This window comes from Plantactinospora sp. DSM 117369 (assembly GCF_053764795.1).
Map to the genome: position 1 here is coordinate 9,760,480 of NZ_CM132446.1, position 26,886 is coordinate 9,787,365.

The following is a 26,886-nucleotide window of genomic DNA, read 5'->3' on the forward strand; positions in this document are numbered from 1 at the left end:
GGAACGCTCACCCCGGCTCCGGATCGGCCACCGCGACCAGCGCGGGCCGCAGCAGCGAGTCGTTGACCTGGTAGCCGCGGCGCAGCACCTCGACACAGGTCGGCTCGGTGACCTCGGTCGAGGTCTGGTGCGCGACCGCCTCGTGCTGGTTCGGGTCGAACGGGTCGCCCTTCTCGCCGAACGGGGTCAGCCCGAACTTGGCCAGGGCGGTGTTCAACTGCTCCGCCACCGTGCCGAACGGCCCGACCAGGTCGCCGTGCTCGCGGGCCCGGTCCAGGTCGTCGAGTACGGGCAGCAGCGCGGCCAGTACGACCCGGGTGGCCCGGTCCGCGTCCCTGGCCCGCTCCCGGTCCATCCGCTTGCGGTAGTTGGCGAACTCCGCGGTCACCCGCTGGAGGTCCCTGGTCCGCTCGTCCAACTCGGCCCGCAGCGCGGCGAGTTCGGCGCCGAGCGGGCCCGGCCCGTCGACGTCGGCGGTGGCCTCGGTGACCGGCGTGGCCGGGGCGTCCACCACCGGCCCGTCCGTGCCGGATGGCCGCTCCGCCGCCAGCACCTCGGCGAGTTCGGTGTCGTCGACCACCGGGGTGGCCGGGTCGGTGGTCGCCACACCGGAGTCGTCGACGGTCACGTCCCCCGGGTCGGTGGTCGCGTCGTCCGCCACCTCCGGCCCGCCCTCGGCCGACTTCGCGTCGTCGACCGAGGCCGCGGCACCGGTCGACGCGGTGTCGTCCACCTCTCCGGCGGCCACCACCGGCTCGGCGTCACCCGGCGGCTCCGGATCCGGGTTCGGATCCTTCGCCGCCAGGGTGGTCCCGTCGGTCGTACCGCCCGAGCCCGGCTGGTCGCCGGTCAGGTTGATCTTCCGGTTGTTCCGGATGACGACGCCCTCGCCGTCCGTGCCCGAGGCAGGGCCGGCGGGCGCGGAGCCACCCGGCGCCGATCCGGTGGACTCCGGCTCGGCGGCTCGTGGCTTGTCCGTCATTCAGCTACCTCGATCCGTTGTGCTTACGGCCAGCCCGGGTACGCGGGGAGCGCGTCGTCACTGAACCTTTTTCAAGAAGGTTCACTTCTTGTCGTCCTCGTCGACGATCTCCGCGTCCACCACGTCGTCGGCGCCGCCCTTGGCACCGGTCGGCCCGGCCTCCGGGCCCGCGCCGGCGGCACCCGGCTGCCCCGGCTCGGCCTGCTGCTGCGCGTAGAGCAGCGAGCCGGCCTCCTGGGAGATCTTGAGCAGCTTCTCGTGGGCCGACTTGACGTTCTCCAGGTCGGTCCCGCCGAGCGCGGAGCGCAGGTCGCCGAGGGCCTCGTTGATCTTGTCACGCGGCTCGGCCGGCAGCTTGTCCCCGCTCTCGGCGAGGAACTTCTCGGTCTGCCACTGGAGCTGCTCGGCCTGGTTGCGGGTCTCCGCCTCGTCCCGGCGCCGCTTGTCCTCGTCGGCGTGGTCCTGGGCGTCCCGCATCATCCGCTCGATGTCGTCCTTCGGCAGCGCCGAGCCGCCGGTGATCGTCATCGACTGCTCCTTGCCGGTGCCGAGGTCCTTCGCGTTGACGTGCACGATGCCGTTCGCGTCGATGTCGAAGGTGACCTCGATCTGCGGCACACCGCGCGGCGCCGGCGGCAGGCCGGTCAGCTCGAAGGTGCCGAGCTTCTTGTTGTACGCCGCGATGTCCCGCTCGCCCTGGAAGACCTGGATCAGCACCGACGGCTGGTTGTCGTCGGCCGTGGTGAAGACCTCGGAGCGCTTGGTCGGGATGGTCGTGTTGCGCTCGATCAGCTTGGTGAAGATGCCGCCCTTGGTCTCGATGCCCAGCGACAGCGGGGTCACGTCGAGCAGCAGGACGTCCTTCACCTCGCCCTTGAGCACGCCGGCCTGGAGCGCGGCACCGACCGCGACGACCTCGTCCGGGTTGACGCCCTTGTTGGGCTCCCGGCCGGTGAGCTGCTTGACGAGCTCGGAGACGGCCGGCATCCGGGTCGAGCCGCCGACCAGGATCACGTGGTCGACGTCGGAGACCTTGACCCCGGCGTCCTTGATGGCCTGGTCGAACGGGCCCTTGCAGCGGTCGAGCAGGTCCTGCGTCATCCGCTGGAACTCCGCCCGGGTCAGCGTCACGTCGAGGTGCAGCGGCGCCGACGGGGCACCGTCGCCACCCGACGGACCGGCGGTGATGTACGGCAGGTTGATGCTGGTGGTGGTGGCGGCGGAAAGCTCGATCTTGGCCTTCTCGGCCGCCTCGCGCAGCCGCTGCATCGCCATCTTGTCCTGGGACAGGTCGACCCCGTGCTGGCCCCGGAAGGTCTTCACCAGGTGGTCGATGATCCGCTCGTCCCAGTCGTCGCCACCGAGGTGGTTGTCACCGCTGGTCGACTTGACCTCGATGACCCCTTCGGCCAGCTCCAGCAGCGACACGTCGAAGGTGCCGCCGCCGAGGTCGAAGACCAGGACGGTCTGCTCCTTGGAGCCCTTGTCCAGCCCGTACGCCAGCGCCGCCGCGGTCGGCTCGTTCACGATCCGCAGCACGTTGAAGCCGGCGATCTCCCCGGCCTCCTTGGTGGCGGTCCGCTGAGCGTCGCTGAAGTACGCCGGGACGGTGATCACGGCGTCGGTGATCCGCTCGCCCAGGTACGCCTCGGCGTCCCGCTTGAGCTTCATCAGCGTCCGGGCGGAGATCTCCTGTGAGGTGTACTTCTTACCGTCGATGTCGACGGACCAGTTGGTGCCCATCTCCCGCTTGACCGACCGGATGGTCCGGTCCGGGTTGGTCACCGCCTGACGCTTGGCGACCTCACCGACGAGCACCTCGCCGTTGCGGGCGAACGCGACGATCGAAGGAGTCGTCCGCGAGCCCTCGGCGTTCGCGATGACGGTGGGCTCACCGCCTTCGAGAACGCTGACGCAGGAATTCGTCGTGCCGAGGTCGATTCCGACCGCACGTGCCATCTTCGCTTCCTCGCTTCGTTACAAGGCAGGTGACGGGCACCGCCCGCAGCGCACCCACCGCAAGTTGAGTGGACCGGACTCAATAGTGCCACGATCTGCCGTACGCGCAAAGTCGGACTTGAGTCACATCGACGCAACCCGTGTCAGGGCTTCCACCACCGCGAATGCCTCGGCACGGCAGGGCATCGACAGTGAACCTTTTTCAACCTCCCCTTGCGGTCCGACGGACCGCAAGGTCGGACGCCGTGCGTGAGCGCCGCGCGGTCCAGGTTGAAAAAGGTTCAGTGGTCGTGGGGATCCGGACAGCCGGCCAGGAAACCGGCGGCGGGCTGTGCGTTGATCCGCGAGCAACGGTGCCTGTTGTCTGTGTTGCAGGGATCGGGCAGTCTTTACCCCGTGACGACCCACGGCGAACCGGCCACCGGCCTCGGCACGCCCCTGGTCGGCCCGGAAAACCCCATCGCCGACGCGGATCGCGAGCAGGCCGATACCACCCTCCTGGACCCACCGGCCGGCGACCCGGCCGGCCCGGCGGACCGGGTGCCCCCGACCGTCCCCACGCCGCCCGAGACCGTCCCCGCCGCGGAGGGTCGGCCCCCGGCCGGCGACGCCGCCGCTGACCTGCGCTGGGCGCTCACCCGGCTGCGGGCCGCGATCGACGTCACCGCCTATCCACTGGCCCTGCCGGGAGCGGACGAGGCCCGCCAACTCGGCTCGGCGCTGCGGGCCCAGCTCGCCGACTACCTGCTACCCCGACTCGCCCGGCTCGACGCGCCGCTGCTGGTGGTCGTCGGCGGTTCGACCGGCGCCGGCAAGTCCACCCTGGTCAACAGCCTGGTCCAGGCCCGGGTCAGCAGTGTCGGCGTGCTCCGGCCGACCACCCGCTCGCCGGTGCTGGTCTGCAGCCCGCTCGACGCGGCCTGGTTCCGGCAGGGCGAGCTGCTGCCCGGGCTGACCCGGACCACCGCCCCCGGCGACCAGCCGGACACCCTGCACCTGGTCACCGCACCCGCCCTGCCCGCCGGGCTGGCCTTCCTGGACGCCCCGGACATCGACTCGGTGGTGGACGCCAACCGGGCGCTCGCCGCCCAACTGCTCGCCGCCGCCGACCTGTGGCTCTTCGTCACCACCGCCGCCCGGTACGCCGACGCGGTGCCCTGGGAACTGCTGCACACCGCCCGACTCCGCGGTACGGCGATCGCGCTGGTCCTCGACCGGGTGCCGCCGGCCGCCACCGACGAGGTGACCGCGCACCTGGTCGAGATGCTGGCCGAACACCAGCTCGGCGCCGCGCCGCTGTTCGTACTCCCGGAGACGGTGGTCGACGGCCAGGGGCTGCTGCCGGGGCGGCTGACCGAGCCGCTGCGCTCCTGGTTCGGTCGGCTCGCCGCCGACTCGGAGGCCCGGGCGGCGGTGATCCGGCAGACCCTGGACGGTGCCGTCGCCGCGCTCGGCCCGGCCGTCGACAGCCTGGCCACCACCGCCGACCAGCAGGCGAACGCCGCACAGGCGCTGGACGAACGGGTCCGGAGCGGCTACCGGGGCGCCCGCCGCTCGGTCGAGGAGGCCCTCCGGGACGGCCGGCTGCTCCGCGGCGAGGTGCTGGCCCGCTGGCAGGAGTTCGTCGGCACCGGTGAACTCTTCCGCACCCTGGAGGCCCGGGTCGGCCAGCTCCGTGACCGGCTCGTCGCCGCGGTGACCGGTCGCCCCGCCCCCAACGCCCAGCTCCGGAGCGCGATCGAGTCGCAGCTCGTCACGCTGCTGCGGGAGTCCGCCGCCACGGCCGCCGAGCAGACCGCCGCGGCCTGGCAGACCCATCCGGCCGGCGCCGCGCTGCTCACCAGCGAGCTGTCCCGACCCGGAGAGGACCTGCCGGAGCGGGCCGAGCGGCTGGTCCGGGACTGGCAGCGCGGCGTGTTGGAGCTGGTCCGCGCCCAGGGCGGCGACAAGCGTTTCGTGGCCCGCAGCGCGGCGTACGCGGTGAACGCCACCGGACTGGCGGTGATGATCGCGGTCTTCGCCTCCACCGCGTTCATCCCGACCGGGCTGGAGGTGGCAGCGGCCGGCGGCACCACGGTCGCCGCGCAGAAGGTACTGGAAGCGATCTTCGGCGACCAGGCGACCCGCAACCTGGCCACCCGGGCCCGGGCCGAGCTGCTCGGTATGGTCGACCGGCTGTTCGACGAGGAGGCGGCCCGCTACCTGGCCCGCACCGCGACGGCCGGTGTCGATGCCGGCCACGGCGACCAACTCCGCGAGGCGGCCCGGCTGGTCGACGCCGCGCGGGCCGGCGCCGCCGAGACCGCCGGAGCGGAGGCCCGATGACCGACATCCTGGGCAGGGTCCGGGACGCGTTCCGTCCCGACCAGCGGGCCGACCCGGACCGGCTGGTCGAGCGCCTGCACGCGGTCAACCGGTTCCTCGGCGCCGTCGACGGCCACCTGCCCGACGAGCGGCTGGTCCCGGCGCACACCCTGATCGAGCGGGCCGGCACCCGGCTGGCACTCTCGCTGAACCACACCGTGGTGGCACTGGCCGGTGCCACCGGCAGCGGCAAGTCCAGCCTCTTCAACTCGCTGGCCCGGTTCGAGATGTCACCGGTCGGGGTACGCCGGCCGACCACCGGGGTCACCCATGCCTGCGTCTGGGGGCCGCTGGACGGCGCGATCCGGCTGCTCGACTGGGTCGGCGTACTGCCCCGGCACCGGTTCGTCCGGGAGAGCGCGCTGGACGGTACGGACGAGGCGGCGCTGCACGGCCTGGTCCTGCTCGACCTGCCCGACTTCGACTCGGTGGAGTGGTCGCACCGCTCCGAGGTGGACCGGCTGCTCGGCCTGGTCGACCTGGTCGTCTGGGTGGTCGACCCGCAGAAGTACGCCGACAAGGTGCTGCACCGCAGCTACCTGCGCGAGCTCCACCGGCACCGGGACGTCACCGTGGTGGTGCTCAACCAGGCCGACCGGCTGTCCCCGGACGAGCTGCCCCGGGTGCTCGCCGACCTGCGCCGGCTGGTCGACGCCGACCAGCTCACCGGGGTACCGGTGCTCGCCACCTCGGCGCTCGGCGACGCCGGTACGGCACCGCTGCGAGCCGCCCTGGAGCAGGCGGTCGCGCAGCGGCAGGCGGCGCTGCGGCGGCTCTCCGGAGACGTGGACACGGTCGTCGAGGGGCTAGCCGGGCTCGTCGACCCCGGACGGGCCGACGACGACGTGGACCGGCCGACGATCCGCCGGCTGATCGACGCGCTGGCCGCCGCAGCCGGCGTACCGGCGGTGGCCGAGGCGACCGAGCAGGCGTACCGGCACCGGGCGGTGGCCGCGACCGGCTGGCCGCTGGCCCGGGGCCTACGACGGCTCCGCCCCGACCCGCTCCGCCGGCTGCACCTGACCGGGGCACCCGCCGAGCCGGAACGTCCGCCGGAGCCCGGTGGGCTGCTGGGCATCGAGCGCCCGCCGGTCGCGGCGACCTCGGTACCCGAGCCGAGCGCGGCACAGCGCTCCGCCGTCGGGCTGGCCGTCCGGGCGGTCGCCGACCGGGCCGGGGCGACGCTGCCGAGTCCCTGGCCGGCGGCGGTGACCGCGGCGGCCCGGTCCCGGCTGGCCGACCTGCCCGACGCGCTCGACCGGGCCGTCGCCACCACCGACCTCGGGGTGGACCGCCAGCCGGTCTGGTGGCGGCTGGTCAACGCGGTGCAGTGGCTGGTCACCGTCACCGCGGTCATCGGCCTGGGCTGGCTGCTCCTCGGCTACGCGGTACGCGCCCTCGGGCTGCCGGAACTGGACTATCCGATGGTCGGGGTGGCGCCACTGCCCACCGTCGGGCTGCTCGGCGGCCTGCTCTGCGGTGCACTGCTCTCGCTGCTGGTCAAGCCCGTGATCAGGTGGGCCGCCCGGCGGGCCCGGTGGCGGGCCGAGGGCCGGATGCACGACGCGGTGGCCGAGGCCGCCCGGGGGTACGTGGTGACCCCGGTCCGCGAGGTGCTGCGGGCGTACGCCGAGGCACGTTCCGCGCTGGGCGTCGCCGCCGGGCGCCGATGAGCCGCCGCGCCCTCGGCGAGCGGCACACCGGGACGGCCACGGGCAGGTGGCGGCCGGTACTGGTGCGGGGCGGGCTGGTGCTGCTCGGCGTACTGCACGTCTCCTGGGGGGTGCCCGCCGTGCTGGCACCGCGCTGGTTCTTCGACAACTTCCCCGGCTTCGGGCTCTCCTGGACGGCCGGCTACCCGCCGTACAACTCGCACCTGATGACCGACGTCGGGGCGGCGTTCCTGACCCTGGGCGCGATGCTGCTGGCCGCCGCCTGGTTCGACGACCGGCGGGTCACCGCCGTGGTGCTGAGCGGGCTGCTGATCTTCAGTACCGTGCACCTGGTCTTCCACCTGGCGCACATCGGCACGCTGAGCAGCGCCGATCTGCTCGCCAGCCGGGGCACGCTGCTGCTCGGCGTGCTCGGCCCCGGCGCGCTGCTCGTGCTGGATCGGCGTCCTCGGGCGTAGGGTCGGTCCATGGCCTCGCCTCGGACCCCCTTTGAAGCCGTGCTGCATGCCGCCCGCGACGTGACCAAGCTCGACTGCGCGCTCGACGCCGAGATGCTCGGCACCGCACTGCTGGGCAGCGTCTATGCGATCGCGGAGGAAGATCGCAACAGCGCCGTCCGGGACTTCGTGGGCGACTTCCTCTCCGCGACGTCCCGTCGGCGTACCGCCGCCGCGACCACGATCCGGACCGTCTTCGCGGCCCTGGTGCCGGACGCCGACGGCGCCGCCTCGGTCAAACCGGGCGCGCAGGCGCCGTCCTGGTCGGGCCAGCTCGGCAAGGTACGCCTGACCGGCAGCTACGCCTACGGCGACGTGTACGGCGACCAGACCTCCTACCTCGCCACCTTCGCCTACGACGACAGCGCGTCGGGTGGCCCGGAGCACGCCGTGGTGGCCCTGGTGGACCACAACATCGGCATCACCAAGGACGTCTTCGTCGGCGGTCCCGCCGAGCGGATCCTCGGTCAGGTCCGGGAGATGTGTGCCGGCGACGCGCTGACCTGGTTCCGCGAGGAGGATCCGGCCCGGCTGCGCGGCGAGGTGGCCCGGCATCTGGTCATCACCGACGAGCTGGGGGACCTGCCCGACGAGGGCTCGCTGGCCACCGACCGGACCCTGGTCGGCGCCCGGCTGGCACTGCTGCCCCCGCCCGCGCCGGCCACCACCGTCGCCGACGAGCCGGAGCCGCTCTCCACGGCCGAGCGGGACCGGCTGGTCCGGTCCTTCCTCGCCTCGCCCGAGGCCGCCCGGTTCGGGCTGCCCGAGGTGCCCGAAGCCGACCTCGCCTCGCTGCACTTCTGCCTCAGCCTGGTGTTGGACCACTCGGCGACCTTCTCCGACCCGGACCCGTTGCGCTGGAGCCCGGCGGTGGCCGGCCTGTTCCTGCTGGACTGGGTGCACCGGCGGGCGGTACTCGACATGGACGACGCGGCGATGCTGCCCCGGGTGGTCCGGAGCTGGGCCGCGTACGCCGCCCGGCTGCGGGGGCTGCCGGCCGAGGCGGCGTCCCAGACCGACACCTCGATCGAGGAGATGGTGCCGGAGTTCGTCCGGCTCTACACCACCGGGGAGCGGCGCAGCCCGGCGACGGCGGCGGTGGCCCAGCTCATCGCCGACGGCGTCGACCCGAACGACCCGGCGGCGCTGGACGCCTGGATCGAGGCGAACCGGCAGCGCATGGACGACGAGCCGGCATAGCGGCCGTCAGCCCTGCTCGACCGGCTGGCCCAGCAGCTTGGCCCGGCGGGCGGTCAGCGCGGGCAGGTCAACCCGGACCGGCCACGGCTGCGCGGTCGCGAACGGCTCGGTGGTGTAGTGGGTGACGTACCGGTATCTCCGGCTGCCCTGGTCGAGCACCAGCTCGGCGAGGGAGATCGTCGGCTTCTCCTCCTCCGGCACCACGATCCAGTACGCCGGTACCCCGGCCCGGGCGTAGAGCGCCCGCTTGGTCTCGGTGTCCCGCAGCGCCGAGGTCGGTGACACCACCTCGACCACCAGCAGCGCGTCGGTGATCGGGAACGGGGTACGCCGCAGGTGCTCCGCCCGGGTCACCACCACGTCCGGCCGGGGCTCGTTGTGCGCGTCGACCGTGGTCGACTGGTCGGTGCCGACCACGTACTCATCGGAGGGATTGGAATCCCACAGGATGGTCGCGATCCACAAGGCGATGGTGTTGTGGTCGATCGTGGCCGAGGGGGACACGATGATGCTCCCGTCAATCAGCTCGTAGCGCCGGCCGTCATCGGGCAGGGCGTGCAGGTCTGCCGTGGTGTAGCCGTGCGGGCCGGGCCGGTCGAGGGCGATCGGGGCGGCACTCATCGGAGAACCTCCGGGATCGGTCGGGGAAGCCACGAGGTCAAGGCTACGGGTGGGACGTTCACGGGCGCCACGCTAACGGAGAGCACCGACAGGTTCACGTACCGGACGACGGGGCGGCGCATTCGCGCCGCCCCGTCGTCCGGTACCCGATGGATCAGATCGCGACCTCGTGGTCGTCGTGCAGGCCGCCGCCACCACCGGCCGGCGCGGTGGTGCCGCGGGTCGGGCCGGTCAGCGGGGTGGTGAGGCTGCGGGTGTCGTAGGCGTACGTGATGAGCGCGTGCGCGACCGCGTCGGACATCTCGTCGATCGCCTTCAGGCTGATGTTGTCGATGTCGTCGCACCGCTGGTGGTAGCAGGGGTCGTAGGGTTGGCCGGCGGTGCCGCCGTAGACCCGGGCCTCCTCGGCCGTCTTGACCAGCTCGGCCCCGGTGAAGAGGCCGCCGGACGGGATGTCCACCCCGGCCGCGATGAACGGCCCGTAGTCACTACGCCCGGAGAACGGCGTCTCGGCCGAGGCCAGCCGCTGCGACCGGAAGTAGTCGTGGAAGAGCTTCTCGATCGCTCCCGAGCCGGGCGGGCCGGCCGCGGACCCGGTGCCGGGCGGGAAGGCCGAGTTGTCGCCGTCGTAGACGAACCGGACGTAGTTCGGCGAGCCGACCATGTCGAAGTTCAGGTAGAGGGCGATCTTGTCCCGCTCCGCCTGCGGCAGGTTGGCGATGTAGTACGTCGAGCCGACCAGGTTGGCCTCCTCGGCGCCCCAGAGCGCGAACCGGACCTTGTTCCTGGTGGGGAACCAGCGCATCTGCTCGGCGATCTCCAGCAGGGCCCCGCTGCCGCTGCCGTTGTCGTTGATGCCCGGACCCTCCGGCACGGAATCGAGGTGCGCACCCGCCATCACCACGTTGCCCGGGTCGCCCCAGCGCGACTCGGCGAAGATGTTCTCGGTGGTGGCCTGGCCCCGGAAGGTGTCGGTGAAGACCCGCAGGGTCAGACCGCTGGCGACCTGGCCGACCAACTCCTGGCCGAGCGCCTGCGAGACGCCGAGGGCGGCGAAGTCCAGGGTGTACGCGTTGCCGAGGGTCCCGGAGAGGTCACCCGGGATGTTGTTGTAGATGACCACCGCCGCCGCGCCGGCCGCCGCCGCCGTGCTGGCCTTCTGCCCGAACGGGCAGGTGCCCCGGCTGATCACGACGATCGTGCCGACGTTCGCCGGGCCGAAGTCGCCCGGGTTGCAACCCTGCGAGTCGCCGGCCGGCACGCTGGCCGGAGCGGTCACGTCGGCGCTGCCCGAGTAGCTCATGATCCGATGTGGCAGGTCGCCGGCGGGCGCCGAGACCCGTTCCAGTTCGGACGGAGTGTTGATCAGGAAGGTCTGGAAGTCGAACGCCTGCCGGGTAACCCGGTATCCGGCGTTCCGGAACACCTTTTCCGCGTAGTCGACCGACTTGTCATATCCGGGCGCGCCCGAGGCGCGGTTGCCGTTGTTGCGGTCCGCGATTTTCTGCAGCTCTTTGAGATGCTTGTGTACGCCCTTGGCCGTGACGGCCTTGCGCAGCACCCAGGAGCCGAGGCTCCCGAGGCCGGAGCTGGCCTGTGCCGGCGCGGGCGCCGCCACCACCGCGAGCGCTGTCACGAGGGTGGTGGCCAGTAGGCCACGGCTCCACCGATTGCGGGTGCGACCCACGCTGCCTCCCTGTCGGGTCACCGGGGTTACCGGTCTTATCGAGGGAGGTCAGCATAGCTATGCGTCACTGGCCGGTGAATAGTCCACACGAGTGTGCTTACCGCCCGGTAGTGCGGGACTTCCGCCGACGATCGGCCATCGACGGCCGGCGGGCCACGACCTGGGGGAGCAGGTCGGTCCCGCCGACACCACCGGTGAGCGGCCTGGCCCCCCGCCAGCCGATCGAGGCGGCGGCGCTGGCCCGAGGGCCAGCGCCGCCGAAGGCCGTCGTTGCCGGTCGACGACCTTGTCCCGGTAGTTCGGTCCGGCCGGTGAGTGCGGGACCGAATCCTTTCTCGTCCTACTGACGATAACCACTGTGATAGCTTCTCGTCAAGGTGGTGATAATTCAGATGGCCGAATTTCCGCCGTTTGCCGTGACCGTCGACCTGGTGGTCCTCACCGTGCGGGCGGACGAACTCTGCATCCTGCTGGTACGCCGGGGCGTGCCGCCGTACCACGATCGTTGGGCGCTGCCTGGCGGGTTCGTCGGTTTCGACGAGGACCTGCCGGACGCCGCCGCCCGGGAACTGACCGAGGAGACCGGAGTTCCCGAGCCGATCGGCCATCTCGAACAGTTGGGCACGTACGGGTCGCCGAAGCGGGACCCGCGGGGTCGGGTGGTCACCGTGGCGTACCTGGCACTGCTGCCGGACCTACCCCCGCCGGTGGCCGGTACGGACGCGGCGGCGGCGGACTGGCTGCCGGTGTCCCGGGTCGCCGACGCCCAACTCGCGTTCGACCACGACGTCATCCTGGCCGACGGGCTCGAACGGGCCCGGGCGAAGCTGGAGTACACCCCGCTGGCCACCGCGTTCTGCCCGCCGGAGTTCACCATCGCCCGGCTGCGCACGGTCTACGAGACCGTCTGGGGCAGCCGCTTGGACCCGCGCAACTTCCATCGCAAGGTCACCAGTACCCCCGGATTCGTGGAGCCGGCCGGCCGGGTCACCGAGGGCGACCGCGGACGGCCCGCCCAGCTCTTCCGACGCGGTCCGGCCGAGCTGTTGCACCCACCGATGCTCCGCCCGTCGGTCACCCGGAGCTGAACTCCGGCCCGCCCTCACCGCATCCGTCACCGGACCGCCCAGGTGGGCGCACGGACGGGGCAGCTCGACAGCGCTCGCGCCGGCTGGGTCCGGGCCGCCGGACGGCTACCCCGACAGGCAACTCGACGGCGGTCCCGCCCGGCTGGGTCCGGTCCGCCGGACGGCTACCCCGACAGGCAACTCGACGGCGGTCCCGCCCGGCTGGGTCCGGTCCGCCGGGCGGCTACCGCGAGGGGCGGTTCGACGGCGTCCTCCCGGGGGCGGCTCAGGACGCGGTGCCACCGGGCGGGGTGCTGGGTACCGGCGCGGGAGTCGGTGCGGGGGTGGCCGGATGGCCGGTCGGTCCCGGGGTGGCGGTCGGTCCCGCCGAGGCCGTAGCGCCCGGCGTGGGCACCGGGCTGGTCGGCAGCGAGGGGGACGGCACCGGTGCGGCGGGGACGGACGGCGCACCCGTCGGCGCGGGTGACCTGGTCGGCGCGGCGGACGGCGCCCCGGTCGAGGAGCCGGACGACGGCGACGGCACCGGAGACGGCGACGTCACCGGTGGCGGGGTCGGAGCGGGCGACTGGGCCGGCGGTCGGACGGTCGGCGGCAGCGGTGTACCCGGCCCGTTCGCACCGGGCAGGTCGATCTCCGGCGGCACCCATCCGGGTTCGCTCGCGGACAGGGACGGCGGGTCGGGCACGGCGCCGGTCGGGACGGGGAACGGCAGCCAGCCGGTCTGCTCGGATCTGGCCCCCGTACCGGCCGGTCCCGGTTCCACCAGCGGCGGGACGGTCGGGTAGCTCGGCAGTACCCCCGGCGAGGGCGGGACGAACGGGGTGGCGTCGGCCGGGCGCATCCCGTCGGAGACGGTCGCCGAGCCGCTGCCGATGGCGGCCAGGATCGGCAACGAGGAGGTACCGGCCAGCAGTGCGACCGTGAACAGGTACCGGCGGGCCGGGCCTCCGAGCCCTTCCGCCCGGTGCACCCCGGTCACCCTCCGATATCCGACGTGCGCGCCGCCGGACCGGCGGTGCCGGGCCAGCAGCACGGGAGCCGGGGGCTCGTAACCGTGGTTGGGCACGGAAAACTCCTCGTCGTCACCGGCGCGGGCCAGGCGGCGGCCGGGTGGTACACGGATCGCGGCGAGGGTGACACCGCTGCTACCTACAGTGGCCGAGTAACCCTGCGTTGGCCAGCGTTACACAGCGTGTCAGCAATCGAGTTTCGGTCGACTCGGTGTTCGTACCCGATCAAATCGGTTGATGTGGTGCGAAGCCGGCGGCGGCCCGGATCCGACCGAGGCCGAGCTGTAGCGGTACCGACCTGCTCTGCGAATATGGAGCCGACGGCAACGCGGCCGCGACCTTCGCGCACCCCCGCGGCAGGCAGGACGTGGTGCCGGCGCTCGATGGACCAGGCTCGGCAGAATCTGGTCCATGCCGCGTGGCTACCCCTACCGGGGACAGGCGCGGCAGCCACCCCCGGTCCGGCAGCAGCCGGACGGGCGCACCAGCTGCGCGGTCGGGACACCCCCGGTGCCGACGCACGAACGACAGGGAGATAGGGATGGCGAAGGGCGATCCCGCGGGTACGGCCCGCGGCAGGCGAGCCACACCCCGGTCCGCACGGTCTGGCGGGAAATCCCCCGGCACCGGTGACCTGGTGCAACTACTCACGCCTGAGGGCGACCGGATCGACAAGGTCACCTGGTCCGACGGCACGGAGTACCGCGTCGACTTCACCGACGAGGAATACCGCGGCCTCTACCGGGACCTGGTGCTGGTCCGCCGGCTGGACGCCGAGGCGACCGCGTTGCAGCGGCAGGGCGAGCTGGGCATCTGGGCCAGCCTGCTCGGCCAGGAGGCGGCGCAGGTCGGCTCGGGCCGGGCGCTGCGGCCGCAGGACATGGCCTTCCCGACCTACCGGGAACACGGCGTGCTCTACTGCCGGGGCATCGACCCGATCATGCCGCTGGGCCTGTTCCGCGGCGTCGACCTGGGCGGCTGGGACCCGAACGAGTTCAAGTTCAACATGTACACGATCGTCATCGGGGCGCAGACGCTGCACGCCACCGGCTACGCGATGGGCGTGAACATGGACGGCCGGACCGGCACCGACGACGGCGAGGCGGTGATCGCCTACTTCGGCGACGGCGCCTCCGCGCAGGGCGACGTGAACGAGGCCTTCATCTGGTCGGCCGTCTTCAACGCCCCGATCGTCTTCTTCTGCCAGAACAACCAGTACGCCATCTCCGAGCCCCTCGAACGGCAGACCCGGATCCCGCTCTACCAGCGGGCCGCCGGCTTCGGCTTCCCCGGCGTACGGGTGGACGGCAACGACGTGCTGGCCACGTACGCGGTGACCCGGGCGGCGCTGGACAACGCGCGTCACGGTCAGGGCCCCACCCTGATCGAGGCGTACACCTACCGGATGGGCGCGCACACCACCACGGACGACCCGACGCGCTACCGGATCGCCAGCGAGGTCGAGGCATGGCAGGCCAAGGACCCGATCGCACGGGTACGGGCATTCCTCACCAAGCAGGGCATCGCGGACGACGCCTTCCTGGCCGAGGTGGAGGAGCAGGCCAAGCAGGAGGCGCTGCGGCTGCGGGAACGGGTGCTGGAGATGCCCGACCCCGAGCCACTGACCCTCTTCGAGCACGTGTTCCCGAACGGCTCGCCCGAGGTGGACGCGCAGCGCGAGTTCACCGCCCGTTACCTGGACTCGTTCGAGGGGAGCGTGCACTGATGGCCACCGAGACCCTCACCCTGGGCAAGGCGATCAACCGCGGCCTGCGCCGCGCACTGGAGCACGACCCCAAGGTCGTGATCATGGGCGAGGACGTCGGCAAGCTCGGCGGCGTCTTCCGGATCACCGACGGGCTCCAGAAGGACTTCGGCGAGAACCGGGTGATCGACACCCCGCTCGCCGAGTCCGGCATCATCGGCACCGCGGTCGGGCTCTCCATCCGGGGGTACCGGCCGATCTGCGAAATCCAGTTCGACGGTTTCGTCTACCCGGCGTACGACCAGATCGTGTCGCAGGTGGCGAAGATGCACTACCGCTCGCAGGGCAAGGTCAGGGTGCCGATGGTCATCCGCATCCCGTTCGGGGGCGGCATCGGCGCGGTCGAGCACCACTCGGAGTCCCCGGAGGCGTACTTCGCGCACACCGCCGGGCTGAAGGTGGTCGCCTGCTCGTCGCCGCAGGACGCGTACACGATGATCCAGCAGGCGGTCGCCTCCGACGACCCGATCGTCTTCTTCGAGCCGAAGCGGCGCTACCACGAGAAGGGGCAGGTGGACCTGGACGCCCCGCTCGGCGACGCGTACCCGCTGCACGCCGCCCGGGTGGTCCGGCCGGGCCGGGACGCCACGCTGCTGGCGTACGGGCCGATGGTGCGTACCGCGCTGGAGGCGGCCTCCGCCGCCGAGGAGGACGGTCGGGACCTTGAGGTGATCGACCTGCGTACCCTCTCCCCGCTGGACCTCGGCCCGGTCTACGAGTCGGTGAAGCGCACCGGGCGGTGCGTGGTGGTGCACGAGGCCCCCGGCAACCTCGGCCTGGGCGCCGAGATCGCGGCCCGGATCACCGAGGAGTGCTTCTACTCCCTGGAGGCCCCGGTACTCCGGGTGACCGGCTTCGACACGCCCTATCCGGCCGCCCGGCTGGAGGAGGACTACCTGCCCAACCTCGACCGGGTGCTCGACGGCGTCGACCGCACCTTCGGGTGGTGAGCGGGATGTCGCGCGTCAGGGAGTTCCCCCTGCCGGACCTCGGCGAGGGGCTGACCGAGGGCGAGATCCTCAAGTGGCTGGTCGCGGTCGGCGACACCGTCGAGCTGAACCAGCCGGTCGTCGAGGTCGAGACGGCGAAGGCGGCCGTCGAGATCCCGGCCAAGTGGGCCGGCAAGATCACCGCGATCTTCCACGACGAGGGCACGGTGGTCGACGTCGGCACGCCGATCTTCGCCGTGGACACCGACCCGGGCGCCGGTGACCTGCCGGAGCCGTCGGCGGCGTCGCTGGCCGCCGTCGAGATCGCGCCCGCCGAGGGCGCCGTCGAACCCGGCCTGATCGGCGGGCCCGCTCCGGGTGGCCGGACGGCGGTGCTGGTCGGGTACGGCCCGCGCACCGGTGCCGCGAAGCGCCGCCCTCGCAAGGGCGCCGGGGTACCCGCCTCGAACGGTGTGCCGGTGGCAGCTTCGGCGCCGGCTCCGGTGACGGCTCCGGCGCCCGAGCCGGTACGGCCGGCCGCAGCCGAGCCGGTGCGTCCGGCGGCTGCCGCCCCGGCACCCCGGACCGGCGGGAGTGCCGCCACACCGGGTGGACTGGTGCTGGCGAAGCCGCCGGTGCGCAAACTCGCCAAGGATCTCGGGGTCGACCTGCGTACCCTGACCGGGTCGGGGCCGCTCGGCTCGATCACCCGGGACGACGTACACCTGGCGGCGGCGGGCACGGCGACGGCGGCCGAGCCGGCGCTGGCGACCGGGACCGCGACGGCGCCGGCCTTCGGGCCGGACCGGGAGCAGCGGATCCCGGTCAAGGGCGTACGCAAGCTCACCGCGCAGAACATGGCCGCGTCGGCGTTCACCGCGCCGCACGTCACCGAGTTCCTGACGGTCGACGTGACCCGCTCGATGAAGGCGCTCGACCGGCTGCGCAAGCGCCGGGAGTGGCAGGACGTCCGGGTCTCCCCGCTGCTGCTGGTCGCCAAGGCCGTGCTGCTGGCGGTCGGCCGGCACCCGATGGTCAACTCGACCTGGGCCGGCGAGGAGATCGTCGTCAAGGAGTACGTCAACCTGGGCATCGCGGCGGCGACCGAGCGCGGCCTGATCGTGCCGAACATCAAGGACGCCGGCCGGCTCAGTCTGCGCGAGCTGGCCGACGCGATGACGGCACTGGTGCAGACCGCCAAGGCGGGGAAGACGGCTCCGGCGGACATGTCCGGCGGCACGCTCACCATCACCAACGTCGGCGTCTTCGGTGTCGACACCGGTACCCCGATCCTGCCCCCGGGCGAGTCGGCGATCCTGGCGTTCGGGGCGATCCGGGAGATGCCCTGGGTGCACAAGGGCAAGGTCAAGGTCCGCCAGGTGACCACGCTCGGGCTCTCCTTCGACCACCGGATCATCGACGGAGAGTTGGGGTCGAAGTTCCTGCGCGACGTGGGTGACTTCCTGGCCGATCCGGAGGCGGCGCTGCTCGGCTGGACCTGACCTCCACCACACGGCGACACCTGATCACGGCAACGGCCGGTGTGCCCCGGGTTACTCCCGGGCACACCGGCCGTTCCCGTAAGGTTACGAAGAACCGTCGCCTCGGTGGCCATCAAACCTTCGATTCTTCGGCTGGTGTCTCAGCTCACCTACTAATCGGTGGCAGACGCCGCGCTTGCGAGGTTCAATGGACACATCAGACGCGGTCACAACCGAATAGCCAGGGGGCGCAACACCATGAGCATGCTCAATCGACTTCGTAACCGCCGGGACAGCGCGCGTCGCGCGCGGGCGATCGAGCGGGCGCTGCGGGCGACGAGTTCGCCGGCCGTCCGGGACGAGATCCTGATCGCCGCGCAGCGTTACTACGGCTGACCTCGACAGACTCCTCACCTCCTCCGCACCACACCGACGGCCCGTCCGGAGCGCTCCGGACGGGCCGTCGGTGTTTCCCACCCGCACGCCACCGGAGTACCGCCCCCACGACACCGCCCGGTACGGTGGGGCTCGGTCGCCGCCCCGACCGGCCGGTAGGACGTGCGCCGAGCAGATGTCAGTTCGGCTCACCCTGGACGACCGGGCCCGGCGACCCGCGCTGCCCGGGCGGTGCCGGCCTGGACCGGCTACCGTGCGGGGAGCTTGCCCAGCCCGGTGTCACGCCGGAGTCGCCGGCAACCTGGCTGGCGATCGGCGCGTGAGACCGGCGCGGCCTACATGTGATGGAGGAGGCGCGCGCATGACGTCCGAGGATCCGCAGCAACCCGGCCGGTGGCCGGACGAGGCTGCGCCGGGCGCCGCAGGCCCAGCCCCGTACGGCAACCCCGCACCACACCACGACGACCGGTTCCCGCCCCAGGGTTCCGTTGGTACGCCACCGGCCGATTTCGGCTGGGCTCCGCCGCCGCCCACCGGGCGGGCCAGTACGCCGGTGGCCTGGAACGAATCACCGGGCGGAGCCCCCGGCCACCCCGGCCCGGCCGGCTGGGCGACGCCGGGCGACGACCCGGGTAGGCCCGGCCCCCGCCCGGACGGCCCGTGGGGCCCGCCCCCGGAGTCCGCCGGCACACCGCCGACGCCCTCGGAGGGCTCGGGCTTCCCGCCGGAGTGGGGAAGCCCGCCGAACCAGTCCGGTCCACCGCGCTGGACCGGCGCCGGCCAACCCGCCGAGCCGTCGGGTGGCCCGCCCGGATATCCGCCCGCGCCCGGCCCGCAGGGTTATCCCGACCAGCCCGGCTCGCCCGCCGGAGCGCCCGGCTACCCGGACCCGTCGGCCGGCGGTGCCCCGAGCTACCCCGGCCAGCAGTACGGTGCCCCGGCGTACCCGTCGGCGGCACCGGGCAGCCCCGCCCAGCCGGCCGAGCCGCCGAGCTATCCGCCGGTCAACCGCCCGGCCATTCCCGAGGGTGAGCCGTGGCCGGCATCCGAGGTATGGGGTGCCGCATCGTCCCGCGCGGATTCCGGGTCCCGCCCGGACTCCGGCGCAGCGCCGAGCGACTATCCACAGCACCCCGCCGACCGTCCCCACCCGGCCGAGCCGGACGCGGCGCACGGCGGTGCGGCGCAATCCTCCGCCTGGGCACCCCAGGCGCCGACCTGGTCGACGGGACCTGGCGACGACAGGCCCGGCCCGTTCGAGCCGTCCCGACCCGAGTTCGACCGCCAGGAACCCGAGTTCGAGCGGCGTGAGCCCGACTTCGAGCGGCGTGAGCCGGCGTTCGACCGGCGCGAGCCCGACGTCGACCGGCGCGAGCCGGACGGGCCGGCGTACCAGCCACGTCCGGCGCCGGGGATCTCGCCCGGGAACGCCGTACCGCTGCCGCCGCAGGAGACCCGGATCCCCGGTGCCAGCCTGGCGGCGGCACCGCCGGCCGACTTCCCCCCGTCCGCCGGTCGCCAGACGCCGGGCGAGTACGGCTCGCCGGCCCGGGAACAGGGTGGCTGGGCGCCCGGGGTGCCCGAGGCGGCACCGCAGTCGCCCGCGCCCGGTGCCGCACCGGTCGTACCGCAGCCGCGGGTTCCGACCGATTCGGCGGCGGCCGGCCGGGTCTCCGTACCCGGCGTACCGGGGCAGCCGGAGTCGGCGGGTTCACCCGACCGGCCCACCGGCCGCGCCGTGGCCGGGAGTGCGTCCGTACCGGCGGCGAGCCGGGTACTGCCCCCCGCCGACCTCGCCGCTGCGGCCTCGGTACCGGCGCCCAAGCCTCGGGTGTACGGCCGCCCGGCCGCCGCGGACGAGCCTGACCAGCAGCCGGCGCCGGCCGGCGGACCGGGCGGCTGGGACGCCGGCCAGCCAGGGTCGCCGGCCGGTCCTGCCGGCTGGGACGGCGACCGGCCGGGTGGGGTACCCGGTGGTGGCTGGGACGGCGACCGGCCGGGTGGCGCCGACGCGCGTCGGGCCGGCCCGACGGTCTACGGTGCGCCACCGGCCCAACCAGGGCCGGGCGAGCGCGGCGACGGCTTCTCCGACGACCCACCGGCGACTCGGGTAGCGGTTCCTGGCGCCCGGACACCACAACCCGACGCCCCGAACCACCCGTCGAGCGGGTCGCCCTTCGCCGATCTGATCGGCCCCGGCGGCATGCCCGGCCAGGGCGGGGTCGGGGTGGACGGACCTGGTCCGAATGCGCCGGCCCCGTTCGACGGAGACCGCTTCGGCGGTCCCGGCCAGGGCGAGCCGGACCGATTCGGCGGCCCTGGCCAGGCTGGACAGGACCGATTCGGTGGCCCTGACCGGGCTGGACAGGACCGGTTCGGCGGACCCGGCCAGGCTGGGCAGGACCGGTTCGGCGGATCCGCCCCGTTCGACGGGGATCGGTTCGGCGGCGGGCCCGGACAGGGCGAGCCGGACCGGTTCGGCGGCCCCGGACCGGCCGGTAGCGGCCAGTTCGGCCCCGGTCCCGCCGGTGGTGGCCCTGCCCCCTTCGACGGGGACCGCTTCGGTGGACCTGGCCCGGCCGGCCCCGGCCAGTTCGGCGCGTCCGCCCCGCCCGGCACCGACCGGTTCGGCGGGCCGCCCGACTTCGGGCCACCCCCCGGGCAACCGGGCTTCGGGCCACCGCCCGGGCAACCGGGCTTCGGTCCGCCGCCGGACGGGGACGGTCCCGGGTTCGGCCGGCCCGGTGCCGCGGGTACGGCACCGACGCCGTACGGAGCGCCCGGGGCGGGACCGGGGACGTACGGGGCACCGCCTGGCGGTGCGCCTCCGTACGGGTCACCCGCGTCCGCCGGCCCGGGCTGGGGCGGCTCGAACGACGGCGAGCAGGGCCGATTCGACTCGTTCAAGCCGGAGGCGGCAGAGTCGGAGACCAAGACCGAGCCGCCGACGCCGCAGGTACGCAACGGCAAGGTGCTGTTCCTGGTGCTGGTCGCGGCGATACTGCTGCTGGCGATCCCGCTGGGCACGCTCTGGTTGCTCGGCAAGATCGGCGGCGAGGACGCGGCACCCCCGTTCAACCCGGCGGTCGGCGCCTGTGTCAAGGATTCCGGCGGCACGCCGGTGATCGCGGACTGTGCCGAGCAGGGCGTCTTCAAGGTCGCCTCGAAGGTGACCGACAAGAACGAGTGCCCGGCGGACACCCCGCAGACGATCGTCGTACCGGACCGCAAGGAAGTGCTCTGCCTGCAACCGGCGGCGGCTCCCGCCGGCGGATAGCAGCCCGAACGGCTGACCCGGTTCAGCGCCCCGCCTGGCTTCCAGGCGGGGCGCTGGTCGTCGCTGTGCCGTTCCGGCGCCCCCGGTCGCCGGGGTCAGTCGGGAGCGGGGGTCACGTACACGCCCCTGCCTTGATGCCCCTGGAGCACACCCCGCTCCTGTAGCCGTGCCAACGCCTGCTTGATGGTCGGCGCCGAGCACTTGTACTGCTCCCGGAGCTGGCTGATCGAGGGTAGTTGGTCGCCCGGCCGAAGCTCGCCACTCGCGATCTTGGCCTCTACGTCTCGCATGACGCGGCGGTACACCGGCTCGGCCGGCGAGGCAGGTGCAGGCATATGAGGTCCCCTTGTGTAGTCAACCAAGATCGGACCACGACTGACCTGGCGACACAAGCAAGCCTAGACATCGACGTTGACTTGGCTTACCTGGCAATCTAAGTTGGCTGGGCAGGTCCGGGTGATCTCCACGGCAGGCGGCTCCTCCGAGTCCGTCCGCACCCGCTCCTCCGTCGTGCCACCACAACGGCCCGACCATGACCCGCATCGCATGCCATCCGCGCCCAGCCACGGCGGGGCGTCCCCTTGGCCGGAGGATCCCGACCACCGACTTGGCTTACCAAGCTTTACAAGTGTGAGGAGATCAGATGACGCTCGTACTGACCCGCCGCCGCCTGCTGGCCGGTGCGGCGGTTACCGCCACCGCGGCGATAGCGGCCTGCAACGACGGCGACGGCGACGGCAGCGGCGGTAGTGAACTGCCGGTGGAGAAGGTTTCGATCCTGAGCGGGGCGGGCTTCCAGGGCCGCGAGGCACCGATCTTCGTGTCCCGGGCCAAGGGCTGGTTCACCGAGGTCGGACTGGAGGTGCAGGTGCTGCCGGGCAAGGGCACCACGAGCAACCTACAGACCCTGGCCGGCGGCCAGGCCACCTTCGCGACGGTGGACGTGAACGGCGCGATGATCGAATTCACGCGTAGCGGCGGCATCAAGAACTTCAGGCTGACCTCCGTGCTGCATCAGCGGAACCTGGCCTGCTTCGTCGCGCTCAAGTCGAGCGGTATCGCCACGCCGCGCGACCTCGCCGGTAGAACGCTCTCCTACCTTCCCGGCGGGATCAACTACCTCCTCTTCAGCACCTATGCCCGACTGGCCGGCTTCGACCCTTCCAAGGTCAAGTGGGTGAGCAACCCGATCGCGACCCAGCACGCGGCGATGCTGGCCCAGAAGAAGGTCGACGCGATCAGCCAGTTCGTCCCGGCGGTGGAGTCGGTCCGGACAGTGGCGAAGCAGGATCTCGTGACCCTGCCCTTCACGGACTACATCGGCGACCTGCACGGTTCCGCCATCGGCGTCACCACGGAGACCGCACAGAAGAAGCCGGATCTGGTCCGCCGCTTCAACCGGGCGCTGCTTCGGGGACTGGAGTACGCGATCAACCATCCCGAAGAGGCGGGCCAGATCTACGCGTCGGAGAAGGAGACTCAGGGACAGCCGCCCGCGGCGGCGGTCGCCGAGGTCAAGGCCCTGCGGGCGTACGTCGAGGGCATCTCGGACGGCCCGCTCGGCCAGTTCAGCGAGACACGGATGGCCAAGAACATCGCGATCCTCCAGGCTGCCGGCACGATTCCGGTGGGCCTCACCCCGAGCGACATCATCGCGTCCGACCTGGTCGGGTAGGCCGGATCGGCATGCCAAGCCGCGCAGGCTCCGCGCGCCTCCCCCGCTGGCGGACCGTGCTGTCCGCCGTCGGAACACCGCTGGTGGGCGTTGCCGGGTTCGTCGCCGCCTGGTGGGCGGCGGTTGTCGCCCTGGACGTCGCGCCGTACATCGTGCCGGGGCCACCGGCGGTGGCCGCGGCGATCTGGGACGAGCCGGGCTATCTGCTGCGGAACGCAGCCGTCACCCTCGGCGAGGCGATGGCGGGATTCGCTCTCGCGATCGCCTCCGCCGTGCTGCTCGGAACCGTCCTCGCGGCATCACGCCGGCTCGAACGGGCCCTGTACCCGATGCTGTTGACCCTCAGCAGCACACCGAAACCGGTCTTCGCGCCGCTGCTCATCACCATCGGCGGGTTCGGAGCGGGACCGAAGGTGGTGCTGGTCTGGCTGATGTGTTTCTTCCCCATCGCCCTGGCCACGAGTACCGGGCTCACCGCCACCTCCGCAGAGTTCGTGGAGCTGGCCAAGTCCCTCAACGCCTCGCGGTGGACCACCTTTCTGAAATTCCGGGTGCCCGCCGCGCTGCCGCACATCTTCGGTGGTCTCCGGATCGCCCTACCGCTCGCGCTCATCGGCGCGACCGTCGCCGAGTTGTTCGGCGCGACCGAGGGGCTCGGCGTCGTCATCCAGAACGCCGGCACCAACGCGGCCCTGGCCTGGGCGGCGATCGTCGTGCTCGCCGCGATGAGCATCAACCTCTTCTACGCCCTCACCGCCACCCTGCGGGCGCTCGCCCCCTGGATCCGGCACACCACCGCCTGACAGCGACGAGGAGACACCGTGACAAGCACATACATATTCCAGGACGCCGAGACTGACAACGACGTGATGCTCCGGGCGCTGGCGGGCATGTACGACCCGTTCAGCGAACGCCGGCTTCGCGATGCGGGAATTGCCGAGGACGCCCGCTGTCTGGTGGTCGCGGTGGGCGCGAGCAGCATAGCCACTACGATCGCTGGGCTGGCACCGCGCGGCGAGGTGATCGCCACCGATGTCGACCTGCGCCCCTGTCAGCGGGATCCCCGGGTCGATGTGCGCGAGCACAATGTCGTGACCGAGCCCCTGCCCGGGATGTTCGACCTCATCCACGTCCGGCTCCTACTCGGACACCTGCCGCAGCGGCTCGACGTCCTCAGGAAACTCGTCGACGCCCTCAACCCGCACGGCATCCTGGCCGTCGAGGAATTCGAGCCGACCTGGCGTACGAGTGTGCTGGCCGCGCCGGACCCCGACGAGGCCGACCGGCTGTTCGGCGCCTATCACGACGCGTTCCAGACCGCGTTGCAGGACGCCGGAAACCGCTCGAAGTGGAGCCGCCGGGTACACGGCGCGATGCTCGACCTCGGCCTGACGGAGTGCGACACCGTCGGGCACACCGGGACCTGGGCCGGCGGCAGCCACGGATGCCTGCTCCCGTGGGGGACCGCTGGTGCCATCCGCCAGAAGCTGATCGACGCCGGTATGTCGCCGACGGACCTCGACGCCTTCCGGCAACTGCTCCTCGTCCCCGAACTGAGGGTCAAGAGCAATCTCGCGCTCTCCACCATCGGGCGGCGCCCGCGTTGAACACGGCTCGGGTGACCGGAATCGTAGGCCGGATCGGCGAGCAGACAATCGCATCGAATACCGGCAACCTGCCCGACACCTGACCGAGTGGTGGCAGCACACATTGGATAGGGTCTATCCGGCGCTGCCGACCGACGCCATCGAGTCACGCAGCGTAACGCCCGCTACGGCAGCGGACCGGCACGACGTGACGTCGTGGTGTCCGTCGCGCTGGGGACCTCACCACGACAGCCACGCACTTCCGCGTCCCACCCTGACAGTTTCGCAAGGAGCCGCCGATGGCCACCGATCCGCATCCGGGCTGGTGCGACCCGGGCGAATGCACCGCGAGCTTTCGCGGCGTCCACCCCGATGCCTCACCCCCGACCCACGCCAGCCGGTGGTACGACTGCAATCCGCAGGATGACCGGCAGGCGGTCGAGGTCAGGGCTCAGCTCGTGCAGTACATCGACGACCCCCAGCCCCGACCCTTCATCCGGTTCGCCCGGACCGACTTCGAGGACCGGCAGGTCTTCCACATCACCGTCGAGCAGGGCGGTGCCCTGGCGGAGGCGCTGACCGACATGCTCCGCCGTACCGGCACCGCCGCCCCGGCCACCAGGGCACGGCCACGGGTCAACTCGTTGCCGTAGCCGCCGGCCCGGTCCCGCTGGTCGGGCGCTGCGGCCCTGCCCCGCTGGGTGGGGGCCGGGGCGCGGCCGGTTCGGCGCACCACAATGCGCGGGGCCCGGGACCGTTCTCGGCGACGACATGGCAGGGTGGCCGTATGGCTACTTCGCCCCGCGTCCGTGCACCCGAACTGAGGGGCCGCCGGTGGCTCAACACCGGCGGAGCAGATCTGACACTATCGGACCTTCGCGGCAAGATAGTCATTCTGGACTTCTGGACCTTCTGTTGCATCAACTGCCTGCACGTGCTGGACGAGCTGCGCCCGCTGGAGGAGAAGTACGGCGACGCCCTGGTGGTGATCGGGGTGCACTCGCCGAAGTTCGAGCACGAGCGCGACCCGGACGCCCTGGCCGCCGCCGTCGAGCGGTACGGCGTCGCCCACCCCGTACTCGACGACGCGGAGATGGCCGTCTGGCAGCAGTACGCCGCGAAGGCGTGGCCGACGCTGAACGTGATCGACCCGGAGGGCTACGTGGTCGCCTCGATGGCCGGCGAGGGGCACGCCGAGGGGCTCTCCCGGCTGCTCGACGAGTTGATCGCCACGCACGAGGCGAAGGGCACGCTGCACCGGGGCGACGGCCCGTACGTGCCACCGGCCGAGCCGGAGACCGCGCTGCGATTCCCCGGCAAGGCGATCGTGCTGGACGGCGGAAACCTGCTGGTCTCGGACTCGGCCCGGCACTCCGTGGTCGAGCTGGCCCCGGACGGCGAGACGGTGCTGCGCCGGATCGGCTCCGGCGAGCGGGGCCGGTCGGACGGCCCGGCCGAGGCGGCCCGGTTCGCCGAGCCGCAGGGCCTGTGCCGGTTGCCCGAACACGCCGCCGAGGTCGCCGGCTACGACATCGTGGTCGCGGACACCGTCAACCACCTGCTCCGGGGCGTACGGCTGGCGACCGGCGAGGTGATCACCGTGGCCGGTACCGGCCGGCAGTGGCGCTCCACGGTGGACGACCACGCGCACGACGCGCTCGCCGCCGACCTCTCCTCCCCGTGGGACCTGGCCTGGTACGACGACCGGGTCATCGTGGCGATGGCCGGCATCCACCAGCTCTGGTGGTTCGACCCGATCAAGCGGACCGTCGGTGTCTACGCCGGCACCACCGTGGAGGCACTCCGGGACGGGCCGCTGCCGGACGTCTGGATGGCCCAGCCGTCCGGACTCTCGACCTCCGCCGACGGTCACCGGCTGTGGGTCGCCGACAGTGAGACCAGCGCGCTGCGGTTCGTCTCGGACGGGGTGCTGAGCACCGCCGTCGGGCAGGGGCTCTTCGACTTCGGCCACGTCGACGGCCCGGCCGAGCAGGCGCTGTTCCAGCATCCGCTCGGGGTCGGCGCGCTGCCGGACGGTTCGGTGCTGGTGGCCGACACCTACAACGGCGCGGTCCGGCGGTTCGACCCGGAGACCGGGGCCGTCTCGACGGTCGCCTCCGGGTTGGCCGAGCCGAGTGACGTGGTGCTGACCCCGGACGGCGAGGTGCTGGTGGTCGAGTCCGCCGGGCACCGGCTGAGCCGGCTGGCGCCGGGCGCGCTCTCCGCGGCCGGGGCCAGCACGATCGCCGGGAGTCGACACCGTACGGAGCGCCCGCCGACCGATCTCGCCGCAGGTGAACTGAGCCTGGACGTCATCTTCGAGCCGCCGCCCGGGCAGAAGCTGGACTCCTCGTTCGGCCCCTCCACCCGGCTGGAGGTCTCCGCCTCCCCGCCGGAACTGCTGCTCGACGGTGCCGGGGTGGGCACCGAGCTGTCCCGCCGGCTGGTGCTGAACGACCAGGTCGGCTCCGGGGTGCTCCAGGTGGTCGCGCAGGCCGCCACCTGCGACGCCGAGGCCGAGCACGCCGCCTGCCACCTGAGCCGCCAGGACTGGGGCGTGCCGGTCCGCGTCACCCCGGACGGGGTACGCCGGCTGCCGCTCATCCTGCGCGGCCTGGACAGCTGACCCTCGACCGGGTACGTGACCGGAACCACTGCCCGAATCACTACCCCCGAGTAACCTACGGTGCCGTAAC

At 72.5% G+C, this 26,886-nt stretch carries 21 protein-coding genes; 15 read left to right on the plus strand and 6 right to left on the minus strand.

Going from position 1 to position 26,886, the window contains the following annotated elements; translation table 11 throughout:
• Positions 1–7 precede the first annotated feature (7 nt).
• On the minus strand, positions 8–982 hold the full coding sequence (grpE, locus tag ACSMXO_RS42005; RefSeq protein WP_455416162.1) for a nucleotide exchange factor GrpE: 975 nt from the start codon (positions 980–982) through the stop codon (positions 8–10).
• An 81-nt stretch (positions 983–1,063) separates the two neighbouring features.
• Positions 1,064–2,941 (minus strand): molecular chaperone DnaK, encoded by a 1,878-nt coding sequence (dnaK, locus tag ACSMXO_RS42010; protein WP_346258077.1) that lies wholly within the window; start codon positions 2,939–2,941, stop codon positions 1,064–1,066.
• Between the two features lie 396 nt (positions 2,942–3,337).
• Between dnaK and ACSMXO_RS42015 the strand changes: the two genes are divergently transcribed.
• From ACSMXO_RS42015 to ACSMXO_RS42030, 4 genes are read left to right on the plus strand one after another with little or no spacing between them, the layout of a single operon-like run.
• Positions 3,338–5,266: an ABC transporter gene (locus tag ACSMXO_RS42015; protein WP_455416163.1), complete on the plus strand. Its 1,929-nt coding sequence runs from the start codon at positions 3,338–3,340 to the stop codon at positions 5,264–5,266.
• A complete protein-coding gene (locus tag ACSMXO_RS42020; RefSeq protein ID WP_455416164.1) occupies positions 5,263–6,978 on the plus strand; it encodes a GTPase in 1,716 nt (571 codons plus the stop codon). The genes ACSMXO_RS42015 and ACSMXO_RS42020 overlap by 4 nt, the downstream gene beginning before the upstream one ends.
• On the plus strand, positions 6,975–7,436 hold the full coding sequence (locus ACSMXO_RS42025) for a hypothetical protein (protein ID WP_455416165.1): 462 nt from the start codon (positions 6,975–6,977) through the stop codon (positions 7,434–7,436). The genes ACSMXO_RS42020 and ACSMXO_RS42025 overlap by 4 nt, the downstream gene beginning before the upstream one ends.
• 9 nt (positions 7,437–7,445) lie before the next feature.
• Positions 7,446–8,675 (plus strand): hypothetical protein, encoded by a 1,230-nt coding sequence (locus tag ACSMXO_RS42030; protein ID WP_346258080.1) that lies wholly within the window; start codon positions 7,446–7,448, stop codon positions 8,673–8,675.
• A gap of 6 nt (positions 8,676–8,681) precedes the next feature.
• Here ACSMXO_RS42030 and ACSMXO_RS42035 read toward each other — a convergent pair whose 3' ends face one another.
• Both ACSMXO_RS42035 and ACSMXO_RS42040 read right to left on the minus strand, forming a co-directional pair.
• A complete protein-coding gene (locus tag ACSMXO_RS42035) occupies positions 8,682–9,296 on the minus strand; it encodes a Uma2 family endonuclease (protein ID WP_455416166.1) in 615 nt (204 codons plus the stop codon).
• A 154-nt stretch (positions 9,297–9,450) separates the two neighbouring features.
• Positions 9,451–10,983: a M28 family metallopeptidase gene (locus ACSMXO_RS42040; RefSeq protein WP_455416167.1), complete on the minus strand. Its 1,533-nt coding sequence runs from the start codon at positions 10,981–10,983 to the stop codon at positions 9,451–9,453.
• A gap of 392 nt (positions 10,984–11,375) precedes the next feature.
• Here ACSMXO_RS42040 and ACSMXO_RS42045 point away from each other — a divergent pair, with 392 nt between their 5' ends.
• Positions 11,376–12,071, plus strand: coding sequence for an NUDIX hydrolase (locus ACSMXO_RS42045; RefSeq protein WP_346258083.1), 696 nt, complete (start codon positions 11,376–11,378; stop codon positions 12,069–12,071).
• A gap of 265 nt (positions 12,072–12,336) precedes the next feature.
• On the opposite strand, the gene ACSMXO_RS42050 is transcribed toward ACSMXO_RS42045, so the two are convergent.
• Positions 12,337–13,137: a hypothetical protein gene (locus ACSMXO_RS42050; protein WP_455416168.1), complete on the minus strand. Its 801-nt coding sequence runs from the start codon at positions 13,135–13,137 to the stop codon at positions 12,337–12,339.
• A gap of 485 nt (positions 13,138–13,622) precedes the next feature.
• On the opposite strand from ACSMXO_RS42050, the gene pdhA reads away from it, so the two are divergent.
• The 5 genes from pdhA (at position 13,623) to ACSMXO_RS42075 (ending at position 20,929) form a co-directional block, all read left to right on the plus strand.
• Positions 13,623–14,807 (plus strand): pyruvate dehydrogenase (acetyl-transferring) E1 component subunit alpha, encoded by a 1,185-nt coding sequence (pdhA, locus tag ACSMXO_RS42055; protein ID WP_455416169.1) that lies wholly within the window; start codon positions 13,623–13,625, stop codon positions 14,805–14,807.
• On the plus strand, positions 14,807–15,796 hold the full coding sequence (locus ACSMXO_RS42060; RefSeq protein ID WP_455416170.1) for an alpha-ketoacid dehydrogenase subunit beta: 990 nt from the start codon (positions 14,807–14,809) through the stop codon (positions 15,794–15,796). The genes pdhA and ACSMXO_RS42060 overlap by 1 nt, the downstream gene beginning before the upstream one ends.
• 5 nt (positions 15,797–15,801) lie before the next feature.
• Positions 15,802–17,277: a dihydrolipoamide acetyltransferase family protein gene (locus ACSMXO_RS42065; RefSeq protein WP_455416171.1), complete on the plus strand. Its 1,476-nt coding sequence runs from the start codon at positions 15,802–15,804 to the stop codon at positions 17,275–17,277.
• Between the two features lie 237 nt (positions 17,278–17,514).
• Positions 17,515–17,652 carry a hypothetical protein gene (locus tag ACSMXO_RS42070; RefSeq protein WP_203867450.1) on the plus strand — a complete coding sequence of 46 codons (138 nt, stop codon included), beginning with the start codon at positions 17,515–17,517 and terminating at the stop codon, positions 17,650–17,652.
• 361 nt (positions 17,653–18,013) lie between these two features.
• Positions 18,014–20,929 (plus strand): hypothetical protein, encoded by a 2,916-nt coding sequence (locus ACSMXO_RS42075; protein WP_455416172.1) that lies wholly within the window; start codon positions 18,014–18,016, stop codon positions 20,927–20,929.
• Between the two features lie 95 nt (positions 20,930–21,024).
• On the opposite strand, the gene ACSMXO_RS42080 is transcribed toward ACSMXO_RS42075, so the two are convergent.
• Positions 21,025–21,219, minus strand: coding sequence for a winged helix-turn-helix domain-containing protein (locus tag ACSMXO_RS42080; RefSeq protein WP_239312855.1), 195 nt, complete (start codon positions 21,217–21,219; stop codon positions 21,025–21,027).
• A gap of 353 nt (positions 21,220–21,572) precedes the next feature.
• Between ACSMXO_RS42080 and ACSMXO_RS42085 the strand changes: the two genes are divergently transcribed.
• The 5 genes from ACSMXO_RS42085 to ACSMXO_RS42105 all read left to right on the plus strand — a co-directional run bounded on the left by ACSMXO_RS42085 (position 21,573) and on the right by ACSMXO_RS42105 (position 26,816).
• Positions 21,573–22,604: an ABC transporter substrate-binding protein gene (locus ACSMXO_RS42085; protein ID WP_455416173.1), complete on the plus strand. Its 1,032-nt coding sequence runs from the start codon at positions 21,573–21,575 to the stop codon at positions 22,602–22,604.
• An 11-nt stretch (positions 22,605–22,615) separates the two neighbouring features.
• Positions 22,616–23,407, plus strand: coding sequence for an ABC transporter permease (locus ACSMXO_RS42090; RefSeq protein WP_346258090.1), 792 nt, complete (start codon positions 22,616–22,618; stop codon positions 23,405–23,407).
• Positions 23,408–23,425: 18 nt separating this feature from the next.
• Positions 23,426–24,211 carry a class I SAM-dependent methyltransferase gene (locus ACSMXO_RS42095; protein ID WP_346258091.1) on the plus strand — a complete coding sequence of 262 codons (786 nt, stop codon included), beginning with the start codon at positions 23,426–23,428 and terminating at the stop codon, positions 24,209–24,211.
• Positions 24,212–24,489: 278 nt separating this feature from the next.
• Complete coding sequence (locus tag ACSMXO_RS42100) at positions 24,490–24,843, plus strand: hypothetical protein (protein WP_455416174.1); 354 nt, start codon at positions 24,490–24,492, stop codon at positions 24,841–24,843.
• A gap of 134 nt (positions 24,844–24,977) precedes the next feature.
• Positions 24,978–26,816: an NHL domain-containing thioredoxin family protein gene (locus ACSMXO_RS42105; protein WP_455416175.1), complete on the plus strand. Its 1,839-nt coding sequence runs from the start codon at positions 24,978–24,980 to the stop codon at positions 26,814–26,816.
• The last annotated feature ends 70 nt before the right edge of the window (positions 26,817–26,886 follow it).

What these genes read in the sequence shown, in the direction of transcription:
- dnaK (WP_346258077.1), bottom strand. Translation starts at nt 2,941, where the DNA reads ATGGCACGTGCGGTCGGAATCGACCTCGGCACGACGAATTCCTGCGTC.
- grpE (WP_455416162.1), bottom strand. Translation starts at nt 982, where the DNA reads ATGACGGACAAGCCACGAGCCGCCGAGCCGGAGTCCACCGGATCGGCG.
- ACSMXO_RS42105 (WP_455416175.1), top strand. Translation starts at nt 24,978, where the DNA reads ATGGCTACTTCGCCCCGCGTCCGTGCACCCGAACTGAGGGGCCGCCGG.
- ACSMXO_RS42045 (WP_346258083.1), top strand. Translation starts at nt 11,376, where the DNA reads ATGGCCGAATTTCCGCCGTTTGCCGTGACCGTCGACCTGGTGGTCCTC.
- ACSMXO_RS42090 (WP_346258090.1), top strand. Translation starts at nt 22,616, where the DNA reads ATGCCAAGCCGCGCAGGCTCCGCGCGCCTCCCCCGCTGGCGGACCGTG.
- ACSMXO_RS42085 (WP_455416173.1), top strand. Translation starts at nt 21,573, where the DNA reads ATGACGCTCGTACTGACCCGCCGCCGCCTGCTGGCCGGTGCGGCGGTT.
- ACSMXO_RS42060 (WP_455416170.1), top strand. Translation starts at nt 14,807, where the DNA reads ATGGCCACCGAGACCCTCACCCTGGGCAAGGCGATCAACCGCGGCCTG.
- ACSMXO_RS42080 (WP_239312855.1), bottom strand. Translation starts at nt 21,219, where the DNA reads ATGCGAGACGTAGAGGCCAAGATCGCGAGTGGCGAGCTTCGGCCGGGC.
- ACSMXO_RS42025 (WP_455416165.1), top strand. Translation starts at nt 6,975, where the DNA reads ATGAGCCGCCGCGCCCTCGGCGAGCGGCACACCGGGACGGCCACGGGC.
- ACSMXO_RS42065 (WP_455416171.1), top strand. Translation starts at nt 15,802, where the DNA reads ATGTCGCGCGTCAGGGAGTTCCCCCTGCCGGACCTCGGCGAGGGGCTG.
- ACSMXO_RS42020 (WP_455416164.1), top strand. Translation starts at nt 5,263, where the DNA reads ATGACCGACATCCTGGGCAGGGTCCGGGACGCGTTCCGTCCCGACCAG.
- pdhA (WP_455416169.1), top strand. Translation starts at nt 13,623, where the DNA reads ATGGCGAAGGGCGATCCCGCGGGTACGGCCCGCGGCAGGCGAGCCACA.
- ACSMXO_RS42070 (WP_203867450.1), top strand. Translation starts at nt 17,515, where the DNA reads ATGAGCATGCTCAATCGACTTCGTAACCGCCGGGACAGCGCGCGTCGC.
- ACSMXO_RS42035 (WP_455416166.1), bottom strand. Translation starts at nt 9,296, where the DNA reads ATGAGTGCCGCCCCGATCGCCCTCGACCGGCCCGGCCCGCACGGCTAC.
- ACSMXO_RS42030 (WP_346258080.1), top strand. Translation starts at nt 7,446, where the DNA reads ATGGCCTCGCCTCGGACCCCCTTTGAAGCCGTGCTGCATGCCGCCCGC.
- ACSMXO_RS42100 (WP_455416174.1), top strand. Translation starts at nt 24,490, where the DNA reads ATGGCCACCGATCCGCATCCGGGCTGGTGCGACCCGGGCGAATGCACC.
- ACSMXO_RS42075 (WP_455416172.1), top strand. Translation starts at nt 18,014, where the DNA reads ATGACGTCCGAGGATCCGCAGCAACCCGGCCGGTGGCCGGACGAGGCT.